Source organism: Geodermatophilus sp. SYSU D00705 (assembly GCF_054050135.1).
Genome location: NZ_JBJGYT010000011.1, coordinates 113,266 through 131,037, shown reverse-complemented (window position 1 = coordinate 131,037; position 17,772 = coordinate 113,266). Strand labels below are relative to the sequence as shown.

Here is a 17,772-nt window from a genome sequence, read left to right as displayed (position 1 = left end):
GCGAGCTCGGTCACGGGACCTCCCCGCGCCAGGTACCGGTCACCGCGGCGTCCACGCACTCGGCGAGGGTGCCGAACAGACCCTGCACGTTCATGATCGCCGGCAGGTAGTGCACCTGCTTGGCCGAGTCGGTGGCGATCACCCGGGTGCCCTTCGGCAGGAACTGGCCGATCGCGGGGCAGGTGTCGCTCATCAGCAGCGCCCCGGCCTCCTCCAGCGCCCGCGCGTAGCCGTTCTGCTCGGCCACGTGCCGCAGCGCCCGCGGGGTGAACACCCACAGCTCGGTGCCGTCGTGCACCCGGCGGCCCTCGAGGAGCCGGACGACGTCCCGGATCTGGCCCAGGGTCGCGTGCGGGCACCCGATCATGACCAGGTCCACGTCGGTGTCGGTCGCGGTGGCGTTGAGGTGCTCGTAGGCCTCCCGGCGCTCGGCCGCCCCGTAGCGCAGCCGCACCTGCGGAGCGCGGCCGGCGAGGGCCTCCTCCAACGTGCGGGCCTCGGCGGTGATCCCGGGGACGTGGTACATCTCCACGCCGCCCGAGGACGCGGCTGCGGCGCCGAAGTGCTTGAGCCGGACCAGGTCCGGGACGGCGGTGATGCCGTCGACGACCGGGATGGCCTCCTCCGGCACCTGCTCGCCGATCCAGTAGCCCAAGAGCCCCCAGTCCCGGTTGCTGGTCACCGGGACGTCGACCTCGACGAGGTGGGTGCCGTGCCGGTTCTCCTCCAGGTGCAGGCCCCAGTAGGGGATCTTGCCGGTGAGCATGGCCGCGCCGGTGCTCTCCCGGCCCTCCACGTTGGTCCGCGCGCCCAGCACGGAGTTGACGTAGACGACCGCCGAGCTCTCCATCCAGGCGCAGTGCTCGCCCTTCAGCGGCACGTTGCCCACCTGGTAGGGCGTGCAGGTGTTGAGCAGGTGGATGCCGTGCTCGGCGTTGTACCGCTCGCTGGCCACGATCTCGTCGTGCTCGGCCTGCGGCAGCCCCTGCACCCGCCAGTGCTTGGTGTCCATCGGCCCGATGAGCTGGTAGCTCTGCGCCTTCACCGGCGGGATGGGGAGCACCCGCGGGGCGTCGAGGCTGTGCTCGGAGAAGGCGGCGTCCGGGCTGGGGGAGCCGCACACCAGGCTGTGCCGGGAGCCGAACAGGTTGGCCCCGCACACGTTGTCGGTGTCGACCAGCCGCTCGGCCCCCAGCACCTCGCCGTAGCGGACCAGCAGGTCCATCGCGGCGGCGACCGCCTCGCCCTGGGCGCCGTCCAGCATCGCCCGCTCGTCGTCGACCAGCCTCACGGCGACTCGCCCCCGTCGAAGCGGACGCCGTCCTCGACCAGCCGGGCCTGCAGCTTGGCGACGTCGACGTCCCCGACGGCGACCCCGGCCGACAGCACCAGGTCCGCGGCGGTGCCGGCGGCCTGGCCCATCGCGAAGCAGGGCCCGGTCACGCGGGCGCTGGACTGCCCCTCGTGCGTCATCGACGCGCAGCGGCCGACCACGTAGGTGTTGGTCAGCCGCTGCGGCACGACCATGCGGAAGGGCAGCTGGTTGTAGCCGCGCGGCTGCCGCTGCCAGCGGATCTCGACGTCGCCGGCGACGTGCGCCTCCACCGGCCAGCCGTTGACGCCGATGGCGTCGGGGAAGTCGGCGCAGTCGAGGATGTCGTCCTCGCTGAGCTGGTACGCGCCGACGATCCGGCGGGTCTCGCGGATGCCGATGTCGGGGGCGATGTCGACGACGTACGCGGCCGCGAAGCCGGGCACCTCCTCCCGGTAGAACGGGAAGACGTCGCGGACCTGCCGGCGGCCCTGCAGCTCCCCGCGGGTCAGCTGCCACACGTCGGTGCCGTCGATCGCGCTGCCGTCGGGGTTGCGCAGCTGGGTGATGTTGGCCCGCCACTCCAGCGGGTTGCGCTGCGGCCGGACGATGGGCCGCTTGCGGGGGAAGCTGAACCGGCCGCCCAGCTCGGCCTCGTCCATGAGGTCCGGCAGCCGGTCGTAGGTGGCGTGCGCGGCCTCGGGGTCCACGCCGTTGATGCGGAACATCAGCGACGGGTAGAGCATCCCGTGCGCCGGGTCGGTCTTCTCGTACGGCGCCCCGGCCCACGCGGCGAGGTCGCCGTCCCCGGAGCCGTCGACGAACACCCGCCCGCGGATCGCCCCGCGCCCGGACTTGGACTCCACCAGCAGCGCGTCCACGGTGTTCTCGTCGGCCATGACGACGCCGACGGCCAGGGCGTGGAACAGCAGCGTCACGCCGGACTCGACCAGCAGGTCGTCCAGGGCGATCTTGTAGGCGCTGATGTCGTAGGCCTGGGCGAGGATGCGGTCGGCGAAGCTCAGGTGCGGCGGGTTGAGCCCGTCGAGGGCGTCGATCCGCGCCAGCAGCTCGTCGGCCAGGCCGTGGATCACCTGCCGGTCCTCGCCGTGCACGCGCGCGTGCAGCCCGCAGAACGTGGACAGCCCACCCGCGCTGCCCGCGCCGCCGGTGTAGCCGTTGCGCTCGACGAGGATCGTCGACCGCCCGGCGCGCGCCGCGGCGGCCGCGGCCATCACGCCGGCCGGCCCGCCGCCGAGCACGACGACGTCGTACTCACCGAGGACGGCGGTGCGCCGCCCGGGTTCCTCGACCCAACTCACCGGGCCCCCTCCTCGTGGCCGCGGCCCGGGGCGGGGGCCGTGAGCACCGCGCCGCCGGGGACGGGGGACACCAGCCGGCGGTAGGCGGACAGCCACCCGTGGTCCGGGCCCAGGGCGGGGGCGCCCAGCCGTTCCCGGCGGGCCGCCAGGACGTCGTCGGGGACGTCGAGGTCGACGGTGCGCCGGTCGACGTCGATGACGATGCGGTCGCCGTCCTCGACGAGCGCCAGGGGGCCGCCCAGGGCCGCCTCGGGCGTCACCTCGCCGACGACGGTGCCGACGTTGACCAGGCCCGACATCTGCCCGTCGGTGACCACCGCGACGCTGTCGCCCAGGCCGGCGCCCTCGAGGGCGAACACGACGGCCGAGCCCAGCGCCATGCCGGGGCCGCCGACGACGCCCAGGCCGCGGACGACCAGCACCGTGCCGGGGGAGACCTCGCCGCGCTGGAGGCCGGCCAGGGCCTCGTCGCGCGAGGAGTAGCACAGCGCGGTCCCCTCGAAGCGGCGGTTGCCGCGGTCGTCGACCGGCCGCTTCACCACCGCGCCGCCCGGCGCCAGCGAGCCGCGCACCACCACGATCGTCGGCCGGGTGCCGAAGGGCCGGTCGGCCGGGCGGACCACCTCCTCGTCGGCCACCGTCGCGCCGGCCAGCACCTCGCCGAGGGTGCCGCCGTCGACCGTGGGGACGTCGAGGTCGAGCAGGTCCCGCAGCTGCGCCAGCACCGCCCGGGTGCCGCCGGCCCGCTCCAGGTCCTCGATGAACGCCGGGCCGTTGGGGCGGACGGCGCACAGCAGCGGCACGCGGTCGGCGAGCTCGGCGAACAGCCCGGGCACGTCGACGTCGACCGCGGCCTCGTGCGCCACCGCCTGCAGGTGCTTGATCGAGTTGACCGAGGCGCTGGTGGCGAGCATGACCGTCACCGCGTTGCGGAAGGCCGCCGGCGTCATCACCTGGCGCGGGCGCAGCCCCTCGGTGACCAGCGCGACGATCCGCTCGCCGGCCCGCCGGACGCCGTCCCACATCGCCGGGCTGTTGGCCAGCACCGGGGTGGTGCCGGTCAGCGACATGCCCAGCGCCTCGCAGGCCATGTGCATGGTGTTCGCCGTGCCGAGGCCCGCGCAGACGCCGGGGCCGCGGATGGCGTTGTCGCTCATGCCGCAGAGGTGCTCGAAGGTCATCCGGCCGGCCGCGACCGAGCCCGCGGCCAGGAAGACCTCCTCGATGTCGACGTGCTCGCCGCGGTAGTCCCCGGAGGGCTGGTAGCCGCAGCCGACGACGATCGTCGGGATGTCCAGCCGCCCGGCGGCCATCAGGTGCGCCGGGGCGGTCTTGTCGCAGGAGGCCAGGGTGACCATGCCGTCGAGCTGGGCGCCCTCCACGGCCACCTCGACGTCGTTCACGATCAGGTCGCGGCTGGGCAGGATGTAGCGCCCGTCGCGGCCGGCGGAGGTGATGAAGTCGCTCGGCGCCGCCGTCCGCACCTCGAACGGCAGGCCGCCGGCGGCCCGGATCGCCTCCTTGAGCGGGCCGACCAGGCCGTCGAGGTGGCTGAAGCAGATCGCGAGGTCCGACGAGGAGTTGACGATCGCGATCTTGGGCTTGGTCATGTCCTCGTCGGGGATGCCCAGCGCCCGCCACTGGGCCCGGCGCACCGCCCAGCGGGAGCTGCCCTCCTGCAGGTTGCTGCGCAGCGTCGTCACGGGGAGACGCCCGCCACCGAGTCGTGCCACGGGATCATCAGCCGCTTGGTGAGGGTGACCGCCGCGTAGAGCAGCGACCCCATCAGCGCCAGCAGCACGATGACGGCGAACAGCTGCGGGGCGTCCAGCGCGTTGAGGCTGCGCACCACCAGGTGGCCCAGGCCCTCGCTGCCGCCCAGGTACTCGCCGACGATCGCGCCGATCACCGCGAAGACGATGCCGACCTCGGCCCCGGCGAAGATGTAGGGCAGCGTGCTCGGGAACTCGAGGTTCCGGAACGTCGCCCAGCGGCTGGCGCCCAGGCCGCGCATCACGTCGCGGTGCCCGCGGTCCACCGACCGGACGCCGAGCATCACGTTCAGCATGATCGGGAAGAACGCCAGGATCGCGGCCATGATGACCTTCGACGTCGTCCCGAAGCCGAACCAGATGACGAAGATCGGGATGAACGCGACCTTCGGGATCACCTGCAGCGCCACCAGGGCCGGCTGCACGGCCCGCTCGAGCCACACGACCCGGCCGAGGACGGCGCCGACGGCGGTGCCCGCGACCAGGGCGATGACGAAGCCGAGCAGCACCTCGTAGAGGGTGATCCAGACGTCGGTCCAGATCTCGCCGCCGGTGACCAGGTCGACCAGCGACCGCCAGACGTCCAGCGGCGCGGGCAGGATGAACTCCGAGACCCCCAGGACCGAGACGGCGAACTGCCAGCCGCCGATGAGCAGCAGCAGCAGGATCGGCGTGGAGATCAGCGGCAGGGCCTTCATGAGGCCGTCGCGGTCACCGGGGTAGCGCCGCTTCCGGAGCGACGGCCGGCCGGTCTCCCCGGCGGTGTCCTGGGGGGCGTTCGCGAGAGTGCTCATTCCTCGTCCAGTTCGTGTCGGAGTTCGCGGACGATCGTCTGGAACTCGGGGCTGGTCTCGGTCTCCAGGGAGCGCGGGCGCGCCAGCGGCACGGGGGTGACCGACCGGATCCGGCCCGGCCGCGGCGTGAGCAGCACGACGCGGTCGGCCAGGAAGACGGCCTCGCTGATGGAGTGGGTCACGAACACCACGGTCGCGCCGGCCTGGGCGTGGATCGACTGCAGCTCGAGGTTCATCTTGTCGCGGGTCAGCGCGTCCAGGGCCCCGAACGGCTCGTCCATCAGCAGGATCTTCGGGTCGTAGCTGAGCGCCCGGGCGATGGCGGCGCGCTGCCGCATGCCGCCGGAGAGCTCCCGCGGGTAGGCGTTCTCGAACCCGGGCAGGCCCACCAGCTCGCACAGCTCCGCGGCGCGGGCGCGGCGGGCCCGCTTGCCGACCCCGCGCAGCTTCAGCGGCAGCGCGATGTTGTCGGCGATCGTGTACCAGGGGAACAGGTTCGCGTCCTGGAACACGAGGCCGAACTGGGCGAAGGCCTCGTCGTTGCGCTTCCCGCCGCGCCAGATGCTCGCGCCGTCGGCGGTCACGGTGCCGGAGCTGGGGGCCAGCAGGCCGGCGAGGATGCGCAGCAGGGTGGTCTTCCCACAGCCGGAGCGGCCGACCAGCGAGATGAACTCGCCCCGGGCGATGGAGAGGTTCACGTCGCTGAGCGCGTGCACCTCACCCCGACGGGCCTGGTAGACCTTGTCGACCCCGGTGACCTCCAGCTGGGCCGGGGCGCCGGCCGGCGCCGGCGGCGCGGCCTGTGCGGGTGCGGGGATGGTCATGCCGTCCTCCCGGTGTGCGGCGGGGTGCGTGCTCACGGTCGGGGCGCTCACGGCGCCGGGGCGAAGTCGTTCGTGTACCACTCGGCCGGGTCCAGGCCCTCCGGCACGAAGCCCGAGCCGGACATCTCGTCGTAGACCGTCTGCCACTGCTCGTCGACGGTGCGGGCGATCTCGGCGTCGCCGGCCGCGGTCCACGACTCGACGTACTGGTCCAGGGCGGCCTTGCCGACCTCCGGGTCCTCCAGCGTCGGGATGTCGTACTCCGAGAGGCACTCGATGGTCTCGGCGTAGCCGTTGGCCTGGTCCTCGACGACGAACTGCACGGCGGCCTTGACGGCGGCCAGGTAGGACTTCAGCTGCTCCTGCTTCTCCGGGTCGTCGGCCTGCTCCTGGGACGTGACGTACACCTGCCCGCCGCTCTGGACGTCGTCCGAGGGGCTGTAGACCACGGCGTCGTCCTGCTGCGCGGCCAGGGCCACCGAGGTGTCGAGGGAGACGATGTAGCCGCCGATGCGGCCGGAGGTGACCAGGTCGAACACGCCGGGGGCGACGCCGACCACCTGCGTCTGCACGTCGTCCGGCGCGATGCCGGCCTCGGCCGCCACCAGCTTGAGGATGATCTCGCTGGTGCCCCCCTCCGAGGGCGTGCCCATGAGCCGGCCCTCGATGTCGGCCGGGGACTCCAGGGGGTCGGACGAGGCGGAGACGAACCGGATGGTGCCGGTCTTGTTGATCTGGCCGACGTTGACCAGCGGGGCGTCGCGCTCGCCGACGGCGAGCATGGTCTCCATGTCGCCGACGCGGGTGATCAGCGCGCCGCCGGCCAGCACGGTCTGGATCGCGGGGGCCGAGCCCTGGGTGGTCTCGAAGGTGACGTCGAGGCCCTGCTCCTCGAAGTAGCCGCAGGACTGGGCGACCAGCTCGGGGGTGAAGGTCAGGCTCTCCAGCGGGAGGATGTTGAGGAAGGTGACCTCCTGCAGCTCGCCGTCCCCGGCGCTCGCGCTGTCGCCGCTGCCTCCCGCCTCGTCGTCCCCGCCGCCGCAGGCGGCCAGCAGGGTCGCCGCGCTCGCCGCGGCGAGCGCCACCTGCCACCGCGGACGGCGGCGCGTGGTGGGGCGAAGGGCGGTACGGGACATCGGGCTCTCCTCGGGGAGGGTCGGGACGGCGGGGCCGCGCCGGTGCGGGCGCCGTGCAGGTGGGGCGCCACCGAGTTGTGTGCGGCATGCGACCACTCGTGCTGTAACCGCACAGGACGCTATGGCGGTCGTCACAGGGCTGTCAACCACGGCGGTGGAGCCGGCGCGCCCTTGACCGGACGGCGTCCGCCGGTACGGTTGTGCGCTAAGAGAGCGTCTGTGCGGATGCCGCACGCTTCGGCGCCCGGCCGGAGGAGGGACCGTGAGCCAGCTGGACACCCGCGAGGCGCCCCCGGGGGAGCTGCCCCGCATCGACGCCGCCTCGCTGCGCGGCGTCCAGGAGTTCTACGCCGCCCAGCGCTGGACCGACGGGCTGCCGGTCATGCCGGTCACCGAGTCGGTGCTGGCCGGGTTCCTGGCGCAGACCGCCCGCGACCCCGGCGACATCGTGTTCCGGATGCCGCACCTGGACCGCTCCTGCACGGTGCGCTCCGCGGCGATCAACGCGGCCATGGCCGGCTGCCTGCCCGAGTACTTCCCGGTGGTGCTCGCCGCCTGGGACGCGCTGACCGCCGAGGGCTACGCCGGCAAGGGGATCTGGCAGAGCACGACCGGCACCGCCCCGCTGCTGCTGGTCAACGGGCCCGTGCGGGAGCGCATCGGCCTGAACTCCCGCGGCAACGTCTTCGGCTCGGGGTTCCGCGCCAACGCCACCATCGGCCGCGCCGTGCGCCTGACCGCGATCAACGTCTTCGGCCTGCACCCGCACGAGCTGGACCAGGCCACCCAGGGGACGCCGGCGAAGTACACCTGCTGCATCGCCGAGAACGAGGAGGACAGCCCCTGGGCGCCCTTCCCCGTCGACCACGGCTTCGCCGCCGGCGCCAGCACGGTCACCTCGATGCTGGTGCGCTCGGTCATCCACATCGAGGCCCGGCACACCACCGACCCCGAGCAGCTCGGCCGCGACCTGGCCGGCACGCTGGCCCGCACCGGGGCGCTGGTGCACGAGACCATCAGCGGCGCCCTCGTCCTCGGCCCCGAGCACGCGCACGTGTTCGCCGGCGCCGGGTGGGCGAAGACCGACGTCCGGCAGTTCGTGTACGAGCACGCCGTCAACACCCGCGCGCGGCTGGCCGAGGTCGGCAAGGACGCCGTGTCCCGGGAGACGCGCTGGCGGCTGCCGGCCGGCCACCCCGACGCGGTGCCCGGCTCGGCCGACGGCGCCCCGGAGGAGACCGTCCCGGTGCTCAACTCCCCGGAGGCGCTGCTGGTCGTCGTCGCCGGGGCGCACAACGCCGGCGTCTCCGCCGTCGCCGAGACCTTCGGACCCCGCGGCGGGGCGCCCGCGGTCGCGCTCGTCCCGGACGCCCCGACCCCCACGACCCAGGAGAGCACCCGATGAGCACCGTGCACGAGCCGGCGCGCGAGACGCCGGTCCACGGCGAGTTCGACGTCGTCGTCATCGGCGGCGGCCCCGCGGGCCTCATGGCCGCGGCCGCCGCCGCCCGCGCCGGCCGCTCCACCATCCTGCTGGAGCGCTACGGCTTCCTCGGCGGCGCGGGCACCATGGGCGGGCTGTCCACCTTCTGCGGCCTGCACGCCAAGGTGCACGGCGAGCACCGGCAGGTCATCCACGGCCTCGCCGACGAGCTGCTCGAGCGGCTCACCAAGCTCGACGGCCTCAACACCCCGCACCTGACCATCAACGACGGCATCCTCGCCCAGGCCTTCGACATCTCCAGCTACAAGCTGGCCGCCGACGAGCTGGTCGTCGACTCCGGTGCCAGGCTGCTCTTCCACGCCACCGCGGTCGGCGTGGTCATGGCCGACGACGCGACGATCGACGCGGTCCTCATCGAGACCAAGTCCGGGCGGGCCGCCGTCCGCGGGCGGGTGTTCGTCGACGCCTCCGGGGACGCCGACGTCGCCGCGTGGGCCGGGGTGCCGTTCGAGAAGGCGCCGCACCTGCTCTACCCGTCCCTGATGTTCCGCATCAACGCCGTCGACGTCGCCGCGGCGGGCGAGGCCCCGTGGCGGACCGTGGAGCGGCTGATGAACGAGGCGGAGGCGGCCGGCACGCACCGCTTCCCCCGCAAGAAGCCGATCGTCCGGCCGCAGCGCAACCCGCTGGAGTGGCGGGCCAACCTCACCCAGCTGTCCAACCCCGACGGCACCGCGGTCGACGGCACCGACGTCGAGCAGCTCACCCGCGGTGAGCTGCAGGGCCGCCGGCAGGCGTTCGAGGCCTTCGACTTCATCAAGCACCGGACGCCGGGCTTCGAGAACTCCTACATCGTCGACATCGCCCCGCAGATCGGGATCCGCGAGACCCGCCGGGTGTTCGGCGAGTACCGGCTCACCGAGGACGACGTGCTGGACTGCGCGGACTTCGACGACACCATCGGCGTCAACGGCTGGCCGGTCGAGGCGCACGTCGCGGGCACCGTGGAGTTCCGCTGGCAGCGCGGTGAGGACCCGCGCGGCTACAACCAGCTGCCCTACCGGATGGTCGTGCCGCAGGGGGTGGACAACCTCTTCGTCGCCGGCCGGTGCGCCTCGATGACCCAGGGCGGGCAGTCCTCGGCGCGGGTCACCGGGCCCTGCTTCGCCATGGGGGAGGCCGTCGGCGTCGCCGCCGACCTCGCGCTCACCGGCGGGCTGGCGGTCCGCGACGTCCCGGTGTCCGAGCTGCAGCGCCGGCTGGAGCTCGGCGGGGTCTTCCTCGGCCGCGGGGAGGCGTGATGGGCCGGCTGCGCAGCAACTTCCCGGTCGGCGGGACGCCGTGGGCGATGCGCCGGGCGCAGTGGACCGCGCTGGGCCTGTCCGACGAGGACATGGAGAAGCCCAAGATCGCGATCGTCAACAGCTCGTCGAAGCTGGCCAGCTGCTTCAGCCACCTCGACGACGTCGTCCCGACGCTGATGGCGGCCATCCGCGAGGCCGGCGGCGTGCCGTTCGAGGTGCGCACCGCCGCGCCCAGCGACGCGATCACCAGCGCCGGGGCGCAGGGCCGGTACATCCTGCCCAGCCGCGACCTCATCGCCAGCGACGTCGAGGTCGCCGTCGAGGGCGCCCAGCTCGACGGCATGGTCACCCTCGCCTCCTGCGACAAGACCACCCCCGGGCAGCTCATGGCGGCCGGCCGGCTGGACATCCCGACGATCGTCGTCGGCTGCGGCTACCAGCCCTCCGGCGTCTACCGGGGCGAGCACGTCGACTTCGAGGACGTCTTCCTCTACGCCGGCCACGTCGCCACCGGCGCGATGACCGTCGAGGAGCTCGCCGAGATGGCGTCGGTCGCCGTCAGCGGGCCCGGCGTCTGCGCCGGCATGGGGACGGCGAACTCGATGCACATCGCCACCGAGGCGCTCGGCATGGCCATGCCCGGCAGCACCCCCGTGCTGGCGCTGAGCGACAAGATGTTCGCCGACGCCGAGCGGGCGGGACGGCGCATCGTGGAGCTGGTCCGCGAGGACCTCCGGCCACGGCAGATCCTGACCCCCGGCGCGTTCCGCAACGCGGTCACCGCGGTGCTGGCCATCAGCGGGTCGGTCAACTGCGTCAAGCACCTGCAGGCGATCGCGGTCGAGGCCGGCTGCGACGTCGACGTCCTGGCGCTGTTCGAGGAGCTGGCGCCCCAGGTGCCGCTGCTCACCGCGGTGAAGCCCAACGGCGACCGCCGCATCGACGAGTTCGAGGCGGCCGGGGGAGCGCAGGCGCTGCTGCACCAGCTGCGCCCGCTGCTGGACCTCGACCAGCCCACCGTCGACGGCCGCACGATGGGCGAGGTGCTCGGCGGGGCCACCGTGGCCGACGCCGACGTCATCCGCCCGGTCGACCAGCCGCTGGCCACCCACCCGGGCATCACCGTCGTCCGCGGGACGCTGGCGCCGGAGGGGGCGGTGGTCAAGCGCACCGTCGCCGACGACGGCCTGCACCGGTTCTCCGGGCCGGCGAAGGTCTACACCTCCCGCGAGGAGGGGCTGGCCGGCATCCGCGGCGGCGAGGTGCGGCCCGGCGACGTCGTCGTGCTCAGCGGGCTGGGCCTGCGCGGCTCCCCGGGCATGGCGCTGACCTCGGCGTTCATCTTCGCCCTCGACGGGGCCGGGCTCGGCGACCAGGTGGTCGTGGTGACCGACGGGCAGATGTCCGGGCTGGTCAACAAGGGCCTGGTGGTCGCCGAGGTCAGCCCCGAGGGCGCGGTGGGCGGCCCGCTCGGGCTGGTGCGGGACGGCGACGTCGTCTCCGTCGACGTCGACGCCCGCACCCTCGACCTCGAGGTGCCCGCCGACGAGCTCGAGCGGCGCCGGGCCGAGCTGCCGCCGCTGCCCGCCCCGCGCGGGTGCGGGTGGCTCGACGTCTACGCGCGGACGGTGTCGCCGCTGGGGCGGGGCGCCACGCTCGGCGGCTGAGCCGCCGCCCGGCCGGCGAGGAGCCAGACGACCAGCGCCGCGACCACGCAGGTGGCGCTGCCGATGACGCCGATGACGGTGTACCCGGTCCCGCGGGGCAGGCCCCCGCCGGCCGGGGTCACCGCCGCCAGCACCGTGGCGGTCAGCGCGCTGCCGACGGAGAACCCGGCGTAGCGCAGCACCTGGTTCAGCGCCATGGCGCTGCCGGTCTCCCGCGGCGGGACGGCGGAGACGACCAGCCCCGGGGCCGCGGCGAACACCGTGCTCACGCCCAGGCCGGCGACGGCGGTGACGACGAACAGCACCCACAGCTCCTCGCGGTACACCGCGAAGAGGGCCTGCGACCCGGCCACCAGCAGGGCGCCGAGCGGCAGGACCACGCGCGGGCCCCGGCGCTCGCCGACCCGGCGGGAGAGCGGGCCGGCGAGCATGCCGGCCAGCGAGAAGGGGAGCAGCGCGAGCCCCGCCACCAGCACGGTGGCGCCGAAGCCGTACCCGGTGCTCTCCGGCGTCTGGGCGAGGACGGGCACGGAGCCCATCATCATGTAGTTGGCCAGGCTGACCAGCAGGACCGAGACGTGCCCGGCGGCGGCCAGGCGGCCGCGGGCCAGCCGCAGGTCGATCAGCGGCGCGCGGGTCCGCAGCGCGACGACGACCCAGACGAGCAGGGTGACCGCCGAGCCGGTGGCCACCAGCAGCACCCGGGGTGAGGTCCAGCCCCAGCCGTCGCCCTCGGCCAGGGTGAGCAGCGCGCCGCCCAGGCCCGCGCCCAGCAGCAGCGCGCCCGGCAGGTCGAAGCGGCGCGGCGGGGCGGGGGAGGCCGGCGGCAGCACGAGGGCGGCCGCGGCGAGCGCGCCGGCGGAGATCGCCGTCGCCGTCCAGAACGCCGCCGTGGCCCCGGCGTAGGTCGTGATCGCCCCGGCGACGGGGAACCCGAGCCCCACGCCGGACACGACGGTGATCGACAGCGCCGCGATCGTGCGGCGGGACCGCTCGGTGGGCAGGGCCTCCCGGGCGGTCGCGATGAGCAGCGGCATCAGCCCGAGGCCGAAGCCCTGCAGCCCGCGCCCGGCGAGGAACCAGCCCAGACCCAGCGGCAGGGCGGTGAGGACGCCGCCGGCCACGACCAGGGCCAGGGCGGCGAGTGCGACGGTGCGGCGGTGCGACCCGTCGCCCAGCCGGCCGAGGACCGGCGTCGCCACCGCGCCGACCAGCAGCGGCATGGTCAGCGACCACTGCGCCACGTGCAGCGGCACGTCGTACAGCCCGGCGACCGCGGGGATCAGCGGTGCGCCGACGCTGCTGGTCACCGCCACCACGGTGGCGACGAGGATCAGCACGGGCACGAGGGCCCGGGAGTGGTCGCGTCCGGACGACCCCGGACCGACCGACGCCGGCGACCCGGTCGCGGGGACCGGGCCGCCGGCGGCCGTCACGGGGCGGGAGCCGGTCAGGCGGCTGCCTTTCCGGTGACGTTGTGCGGGTCGATGACGTACTTCTTGGCGACGCCGGAGTCGAACTCGGCGTAGCCGCGGGGCGCGTCGTCGAGGCCGATGACGGTGGCGTTGACCGCCTTCGCGATCTGCACCTTGTCGTGCAGGATCGCCATCATCAGCTGCCGGTTGTAGCGCATCACCGGGCACTGGCCGGTGGTGAACGACAGCGACTTGGCCCACCCGGTGCCCAGCGAGATCGACAGCGCGCCGACCTTGGCGGCCTCGTCTATGCCGCCCGGGTCGCCGGTCACGTACAGGCCGGGGATGCCGAGCGCGCCGCCGGCCGCGGTGACCTCCATGAGGGAGTTGAGCACCGTCGCCGGCGCCTCCTTCTGGGCGCCGGAGCCGTGGCCGCGGGCCTCGAAGCCGACCGCGTCGACGCCGCAGTCGACCTCGGGGACGCCGAGGATCTGCTCGATCTGGTCCTTCGGGTCGCCCGTGGAGACGTCGACGGTCTCGCAGCCGAAGGAGCGGGCGGCGGCCAGCCGGTCCTCGTTGAGGTCGCCGACGATGACGACGGCGGCGCCCAGCAGCTGGGCGGAGACCGCCGCGGCCAGGCCGACGGGGCCGGCGCCGGCGATGTAGACCGTGGAGCCGGTGGTGACGCCGGCGGTGTAGGCGCCGTGGTAGCCGGTCGGGAAGATGTCCGACAGCATCGTCAGGTCGAGGATCTTCTCCAGGGCCTGGTCGCGGTCGGGGAAGCGCAGCAGGTTCCAGTCCGCGTAGGGGACCATCACGTACTCGGCCTGGCCGCCCTGCCAGCCGCCCATGTCGACGTAGCCGTAGGCCGAGCCGGGGCGGTCGGGGTTGACGTTCAGGCAGATGCCGGTCTTGCCCTCCTTGCAGTTGCGGCAGCGGCCGCAGGAGATGTTGAACGGCACCGAGCAGACGTCGCCGGTCTTGATGAACTCCACGCCCGGGCCGGTCTCGACGACCTCGCCGAGGATCTCGTGGCCCAGGACCAGCCCGTGGGGCGCGGTGGTGCGGCCGCGGACCATGTGCTGGTCGCTGCCGCAGATGTTGGTGGTGAGCACCTTCAGGATGGCGCCGTGGGGCACCTGGCGGCCCACGTTGTCCGGGTGCACGCCCGGGCCGTCCTTGAGCACGAGCTCCGGGTAGTCCAGGTCGGTGATCTCGACCTTGCCCGGGCCCTGGTAGGTCACGCCGCGGTTGTTCGCCATGTGGGTCCTTCTCCTCGTCGTCGAGTGGACGCCAGCACCCTCGCAAGCTGCCGGCTGGGTCGGTCAACTGCTCTCCCGGGAGGCGGGAGGACGCCGTCCCCCCGCCTCCCGGGCCGAACTCACGCCGGGAAACCCACCGCGTGGGTGTCCATGAACTCGCGGAGACCCTCGATGCCCATCTCCCGGCCCATGCCGCTGTGGTTGAAGCCGCCGAACGGGGCGCGCTCGTCGAGGTGGGCGGCACCGTGGGCGTTGACGAAGGTGTACCCGGTGCGCAGCCGGGCCGCGACCGCGGCGGCACGGTCGAGGTCGGCGGTCCACACCGACGAGCACAGCCCCGACCAGGTGTCGTTGGCCCGGGCCACGGCGTCGTCCTCGTCGTCGAAGGGCAGGATCGGCAGGGTCGGGCCGAACTGCTCCTCGACGACGACGCGGGCGTCGTCGGCCGGGTCGAGCACCAGCGAGGGCCGCAGGAAGTTGCCGACGGAGATGTCGGCGCCCTCGGCGGCCTCGCCGAACTCCCGCACCTCGGCGCCGGACTCGCGGGCCTGCGCGAGCAGCTCCTGCACGTACTCCTTCTGGCGCGCCTGGTGCAGCGGGCCCATGGTCACGTTCTCGTCGAGACCGTGGCCGAGCCGCTGGGCGGCGAGCAGGCCGGAGAGCCCCTCGACCACCTCGTCGTACCGGGAGCGGTGCACGTAGAGCCGCTTGGTGGCCATGCAGATCTGGCCGGTGGAGTCGAACGTGCCGGTGAACAGCCGGTTCATCGCGTCGCCGGAGAGGTCGGCGTCGGCGAGGACCAGCGCGGGGTCGTTGCCGCCGAGCTCGAGCGCCACGCGGGTCAGCGACTGCGCGGCCATCGACATGATCCGCCGGCCGCCGCCGGGGCTGCCGGTGAAGCAGACGTGCTTGACCCGGTCGTCGGAGATCAGCGCCGAGCCGATCTCGGCGTCGGCGCCGGTGACCACGTTGAGCACGCCGGGCGGCAGCAGCTCGGCCACCTTCTGCACGGTGCGGGTGGTGGCCAGCGGCGTGGAGGGCGGCGGCTTCACCACGACGGTGTTGCCGGCCAGCAGGGCGTAGGGGAGCGAGGCGGCGAGGATCGCCAGCGGCCAGTTGAACGGCACGATGATCGTGACCACGCCCAGCGGCAGGTGGCCGATCGTCGTCCGGTAGGGCGGCGCGGGCAGGGTGACCGTGTGCTCGACCTGGTCGGCGAGCTGCGCGGCCAGGCCGAACCGGTGGGCGAACACGATGGAGTCGATGAACGACTCCATGCGGATCTTGCCGTTCTCGCGGGTGAGGATCTCGGCGGTCGCGTGCCGGTCGGCCTCCAGCGGCGCCAGCGCCGCGGTGATCAGCTCGGCGCGCTCCTGCGGGCTGCGGGCGGCCCACGCGGGGAACGCGCGGTCCGCGGCGGCCACGGCCTCCTCCGCCTGCTTGGCGCTGGCGGCGGCCGCGTAGCCGACGACCGACCGGCCGTCAGCGGGGTCGACCACCTGCAGGTGGTCGTCGGTGCTGCGCACCTCGCCGGCGATGAACAGCTCGGTCCGGATCTCCGGCAGCTGGTCCAGGGACACCATGTGGCCTGCTTCCTCAGGGTCGGTGCGTGGGGCCGCCCCGGGGGCGGCCCGCGGGCGTGTGCCCGGGGTCACGGTAGGCCCGGAGGTCCCGGGTCACCCCGGCCATCCGACCGGACCGGGTGCGGCGGATCCGGAGGGGGTCCCCGCGACATCCGACGTAGGCCGACGACGCCCGGACGAGGGGGCTAGCGTCGGCGGCACCGGCCGCACACCCCCTGGAGGACGACGCCGTGCCCACCGTGCGCGAGACCACCTTCGACCTGCTCCGCACCTGGGGCCTGACCACCGTGTTCGGCAACCCGGGGTCCAACGAGCTGCCCTTCCTCGACGGGTTCCCCGACGACTTCCGCTACGTGCTGGGCCTGCACGAGGGCGCGGTGCTGGCCATGGCCGACGGGTACGCCCAGGTCACCGGCCGCCCGGCGCTGGTCAACCTGCACTCGGCCGCCGGCCTGGGCAACGCCATGGGCAACCTGGCCAACGCCAAGGCCTGCGGGACGCCGCTGGTGGTGACCGCCGGTCAGCAGGCCCGCCCGATGGTCGGCCTCGGGTCGATGCTCGGCGAGCCGGGGATGACCCGGGTCCCCGAGCCGCAGGTCAAGTGGTCGTTCGAGCCGGCCCGCGCCCAGGACGTGCCCCGGGCCCTGTCCGAGGCGTTCCACCTGGCCACGCTGCCCCCGGCCGGTCCGGTCTTCGTCTCCCTCCCGCTCGACGACTGGGCGCAGCCGGTGGACGCCGACGAGGTGGCCCACCTGGCCGGCCGCCGGGTGCGCCGGGCCGGCGGCCTGGACGACGAGCTGCTCGCGGAGCTGGCCGGCCGGCTCTCCGCCGCGCGCAACCCGGTGCTGGTCGTGGGCCCCGAGGTCGACGACGAGCGCGCGTACCCCCGCGTGGTGGAACTGGCCGAGCGGCTCCAGGCGCCGGTGTGGACCGCCCCCTCGGCGCCGCGCGCGCCCTTCCCGACCCGGCACCCGCTCTGGCAGGGGCTGCTGCCGCCGAGCATCGCCGGCGTGGCCGCACACCTCGAGGGCGCCGACCTGGTCCTCGTGCTCGGGGCGCCGGTGTTCCGCTACCACGTCTACGTGCCCGGCGCGTGGCTGCCCGGGGGCGCCGAGCTGGTCGCCGTCGGCAGCGACCCCGGCACCGCCGCCCGCGCCGCGTTCGGCGACGCGGTCGTCGCCGACGTCGCCACCGTGGCCGGCCAGCTGCTGACCGCGCTGGACGGCCTGCCGGCGCGGCCGGAGCGGCCCGCGCCGGAGCGGGCGGTCGCGGCCGAGCCCGGGGAGGTCCCCTTCCCCGCGGACGCCGTGCTCGGCCTGCTCGCCCGGTCGGTGCCCGCGCACACCCGGTTCGTCAACGAGTCGACCGCCAACACCGCGCAGTTCTGGTCCCACCTGGACCTCGCCGGCCCGCGCGGGCTGCTGTTCCCGGCCGCCGGCGGCCTGGGCTTCGGCGTGCCCGCCGCAGTGGGCGCCGCGCTGGCCGACCCGGCCCGCCCGGTGGTCGCCGTCCTCGGCGACGGCGCCTTCCAGTACGGCGTCCAGGCGGTCTGGACGGCGGTGCAGCACCAGCTGCCGGTGACCTTCGTCGTCCTGCGCAACGGCATCTACGGGGCGCTCGCCTCGTTCGTGGGGCAGCTGGGCGTGTCGAAGATCCCGGGGCTGGAGCTGCCCGGCCTGGACGCGGTGACCATCGCCCAGGGCTACGGCGTGCCCGCCCGCGCGGTCGCCTCGGCCGGGGAGCTCGCCGAGGAGTTCGCCGCCATCGGCAAGGCCGAGGGTCCCCGGCTGGTGGAGGTGCCGATCACCGCGGAGACGCGGAGACTGGGGTGACCACAGGCCGTCCTGACCACTGCCGCCGTCCGGCGCGCCGCGGTGCGCGGGGCTGCGACGGATGACGTAGCCGGGATGGCCCGAGCGCCCCGGAGCAGCCGGGTC

Annotated in this window: 13 protein-coding genes; 4 read left to right on the top strand and 9 right to left on the bottom strand. The window is 74.3% G+C overall.

What is annotated here, in order from left to right:
• Window positions 1-10 precede the first annotated feature (10 nt).
• The 6 genes from ACI78Q_RS11470 to ACI78Q_RS11445 are packed head-to-tail and all read right to left on the bottom strand — an operon-like array spanning window position 11 to window position 7,160.
• Window positions 11-1,291 carry an aconitase X gene (locus ACI78Q_RS11470; RefSeq protein ID WP_456923494.1) on the bottom strand — a complete coding sequence of 427 codons (1,281 nt, stop codon included), beginning with the start codon at window positions 1,289-1,291 and terminating at the stop codon, window positions 11-13.
• Window positions 1,288-2,634, bottom strand: coding sequence for an FAD-dependent oxidoreductase (locus ACI78Q_RS11465; RefSeq protein WP_456923492.1), 1,347 nt, complete (start codon window positions 2,632-2,634; stop codon window positions 1,288-1,290). Before ACI78Q_RS11465 ends, ACI78Q_RS11470 begins: the two co-directional genes overlap by 4 nt.
• Window positions 2,631-4,337 (bottom strand): dihydroxy-acid dehydratase, encoded by a 1,707-nt coding sequence (gene ilvD / locus ACI78Q_RS11460; protein ID WP_456923491.1) that lies wholly within the window; start codon window positions 4,335-4,337, stop codon window positions 2,631-2,633. The genes ACI78Q_RS11465 and ilvD (ACI78Q_RS11460) overlap by 4 nt, the downstream gene beginning before the upstream one ends.
• Window positions 4,334-5,200, bottom strand: a complete 867-nt coding sequence (locus ACI78Q_RS11455; protein ID WP_456923490.1) for an ABC transporter permease — start codon at window positions 5,198-5,200, stop codon at window positions 4,334-4,336. Before ACI78Q_RS11455 ends, ilvD (ACI78Q_RS11460) begins: the two co-directional genes overlap by 4 nt.
• The gene (locus ACI78Q_RS11450) at window positions 5,197-6,024 is read right to left on the bottom strand and encodes an ABC transporter ATP-binding protein (RefSeq protein ID WP_456923489.1); all 828 of its coding nucleotides are present in this window, start codon (window positions 6,022-6,024) and stop codon (window positions 5,197-5,199) included. The genes ACI78Q_RS11455 and ACI78Q_RS11450 overlap by 4 nt, the downstream gene beginning before the upstream one ends.
• 47 nt (window positions 6,025-6,071) lie before the next feature.
• The gene (locus ACI78Q_RS11445) at window positions 6,072-7,160 is read right to left on the bottom strand and encodes an ABC transporter substrate-binding protein (protein ID WP_456923488.1); all 1,089 of its coding nucleotides are present in this window, start codon (window positions 7,158-7,160) and stop codon (window positions 6,072-6,074) included.
• A gap of 262 nt (window positions 7,161-7,422) precedes the next feature.
• Between ACI78Q_RS11445 and ACI78Q_RS11440 the strand changes: the two genes are divergently transcribed.
• The 3 genes from ACI78Q_RS11440 to ilvD (ACI78Q_RS11430) are packed head-to-tail and all read left to right on the top strand — an operon-like array spanning window position 7,423 to window position 11,575.
• Window positions 7,423-8,565, top strand: a complete 1,143-nt coding sequence (locus ACI78Q_RS11440; RefSeq protein ID WP_456923487.1) for a hypothetical protein — start codon at window positions 7,423-7,425, stop codon at window positions 8,563-8,565.
• Window positions 8,562-9,905: an FAD-dependent oxidoreductase gene (locus ACI78Q_RS11435; protein ID WP_456923486.1), complete on the top strand. Its 1,344-nt coding sequence runs from the start codon at window positions 8,562-8,564 to the stop codon at window positions 9,903-9,905. The genes ACI78Q_RS11440 and ACI78Q_RS11435 overlap by 4 nt, the downstream gene beginning before the upstream one ends.
• A complete protein-coding gene (gene ilvD / locus ACI78Q_RS11430; RefSeq protein WP_456923485.1) occupies window positions 9,905-11,575 on the top strand; it encodes a dihydroxy-acid dehydratase in 1,671 nt (556 codons plus the stop codon). The genes ACI78Q_RS11435 and ilvD (ACI78Q_RS11430) overlap by 1 nt, the downstream gene beginning before the upstream one ends.
• Here the strand turns inward: ilvD (ACI78Q_RS11430) and ACI78Q_RS11425 are convergent.
• The 3 genes from ACI78Q_RS11425 to ACI78Q_RS11415 all read right to left on the bottom strand — a co-directional run bounded on the left by ACI78Q_RS11425 (window position 11,524) and on the right by ACI78Q_RS11415 (window position 15,835).
• A complete protein-coding gene (locus tag ACI78Q_RS11425; RefSeq protein ID WP_456923484.1) occupies window positions 11,524-12,915 on the bottom strand; it encodes an MFS transporter in 1,392 nt (463 codons plus the stop codon). The two genes, ilvD (ACI78Q_RS11430) and ACI78Q_RS11425, sit on opposite strands and share 52 nt — an antisense overlap.
• Window positions 12,916-13,025: 110 nt before the next feature.
• A complete protein-coding gene (gene fdhA, locus ACI78Q_RS11420) occupies window positions 13,026-14,252 on the bottom strand; it encodes a formaldehyde dehydrogenase, glutathione-independent (protein WP_456923483.1) in 1,227 nt (408 codons plus the stop codon).
• A 119-nt stretch (window positions 14,253-14,371) separates the two neighbouring features.
• Window positions 14,372-15,835, bottom strand: a complete 1,464-nt coding sequence (locus ACI78Q_RS11415; RefSeq protein WP_456923482.1) for an aldehyde dehydrogenase family protein — start codon at window positions 15,833-15,835, stop codon at window positions 14,372-14,374.
• A gap of 230 nt (window positions 15,836-16,065) precedes the next feature.
• On the opposite strand from ACI78Q_RS11415, the gene mdlC reads away from it, so the two are divergent.
• Window positions 16,066-17,667: a benzoylformate decarboxylase gene (gene mdlC / locus ACI78Q_RS11410; RefSeq protein WP_456923481.1), complete on the top strand. Its 1,602-nt coding sequence runs from the start codon at window positions 16,066-16,068 to the stop codon at window positions 17,665-17,667.
• Window positions 17,668-17,772: the final 105 nt, after the last annotated feature.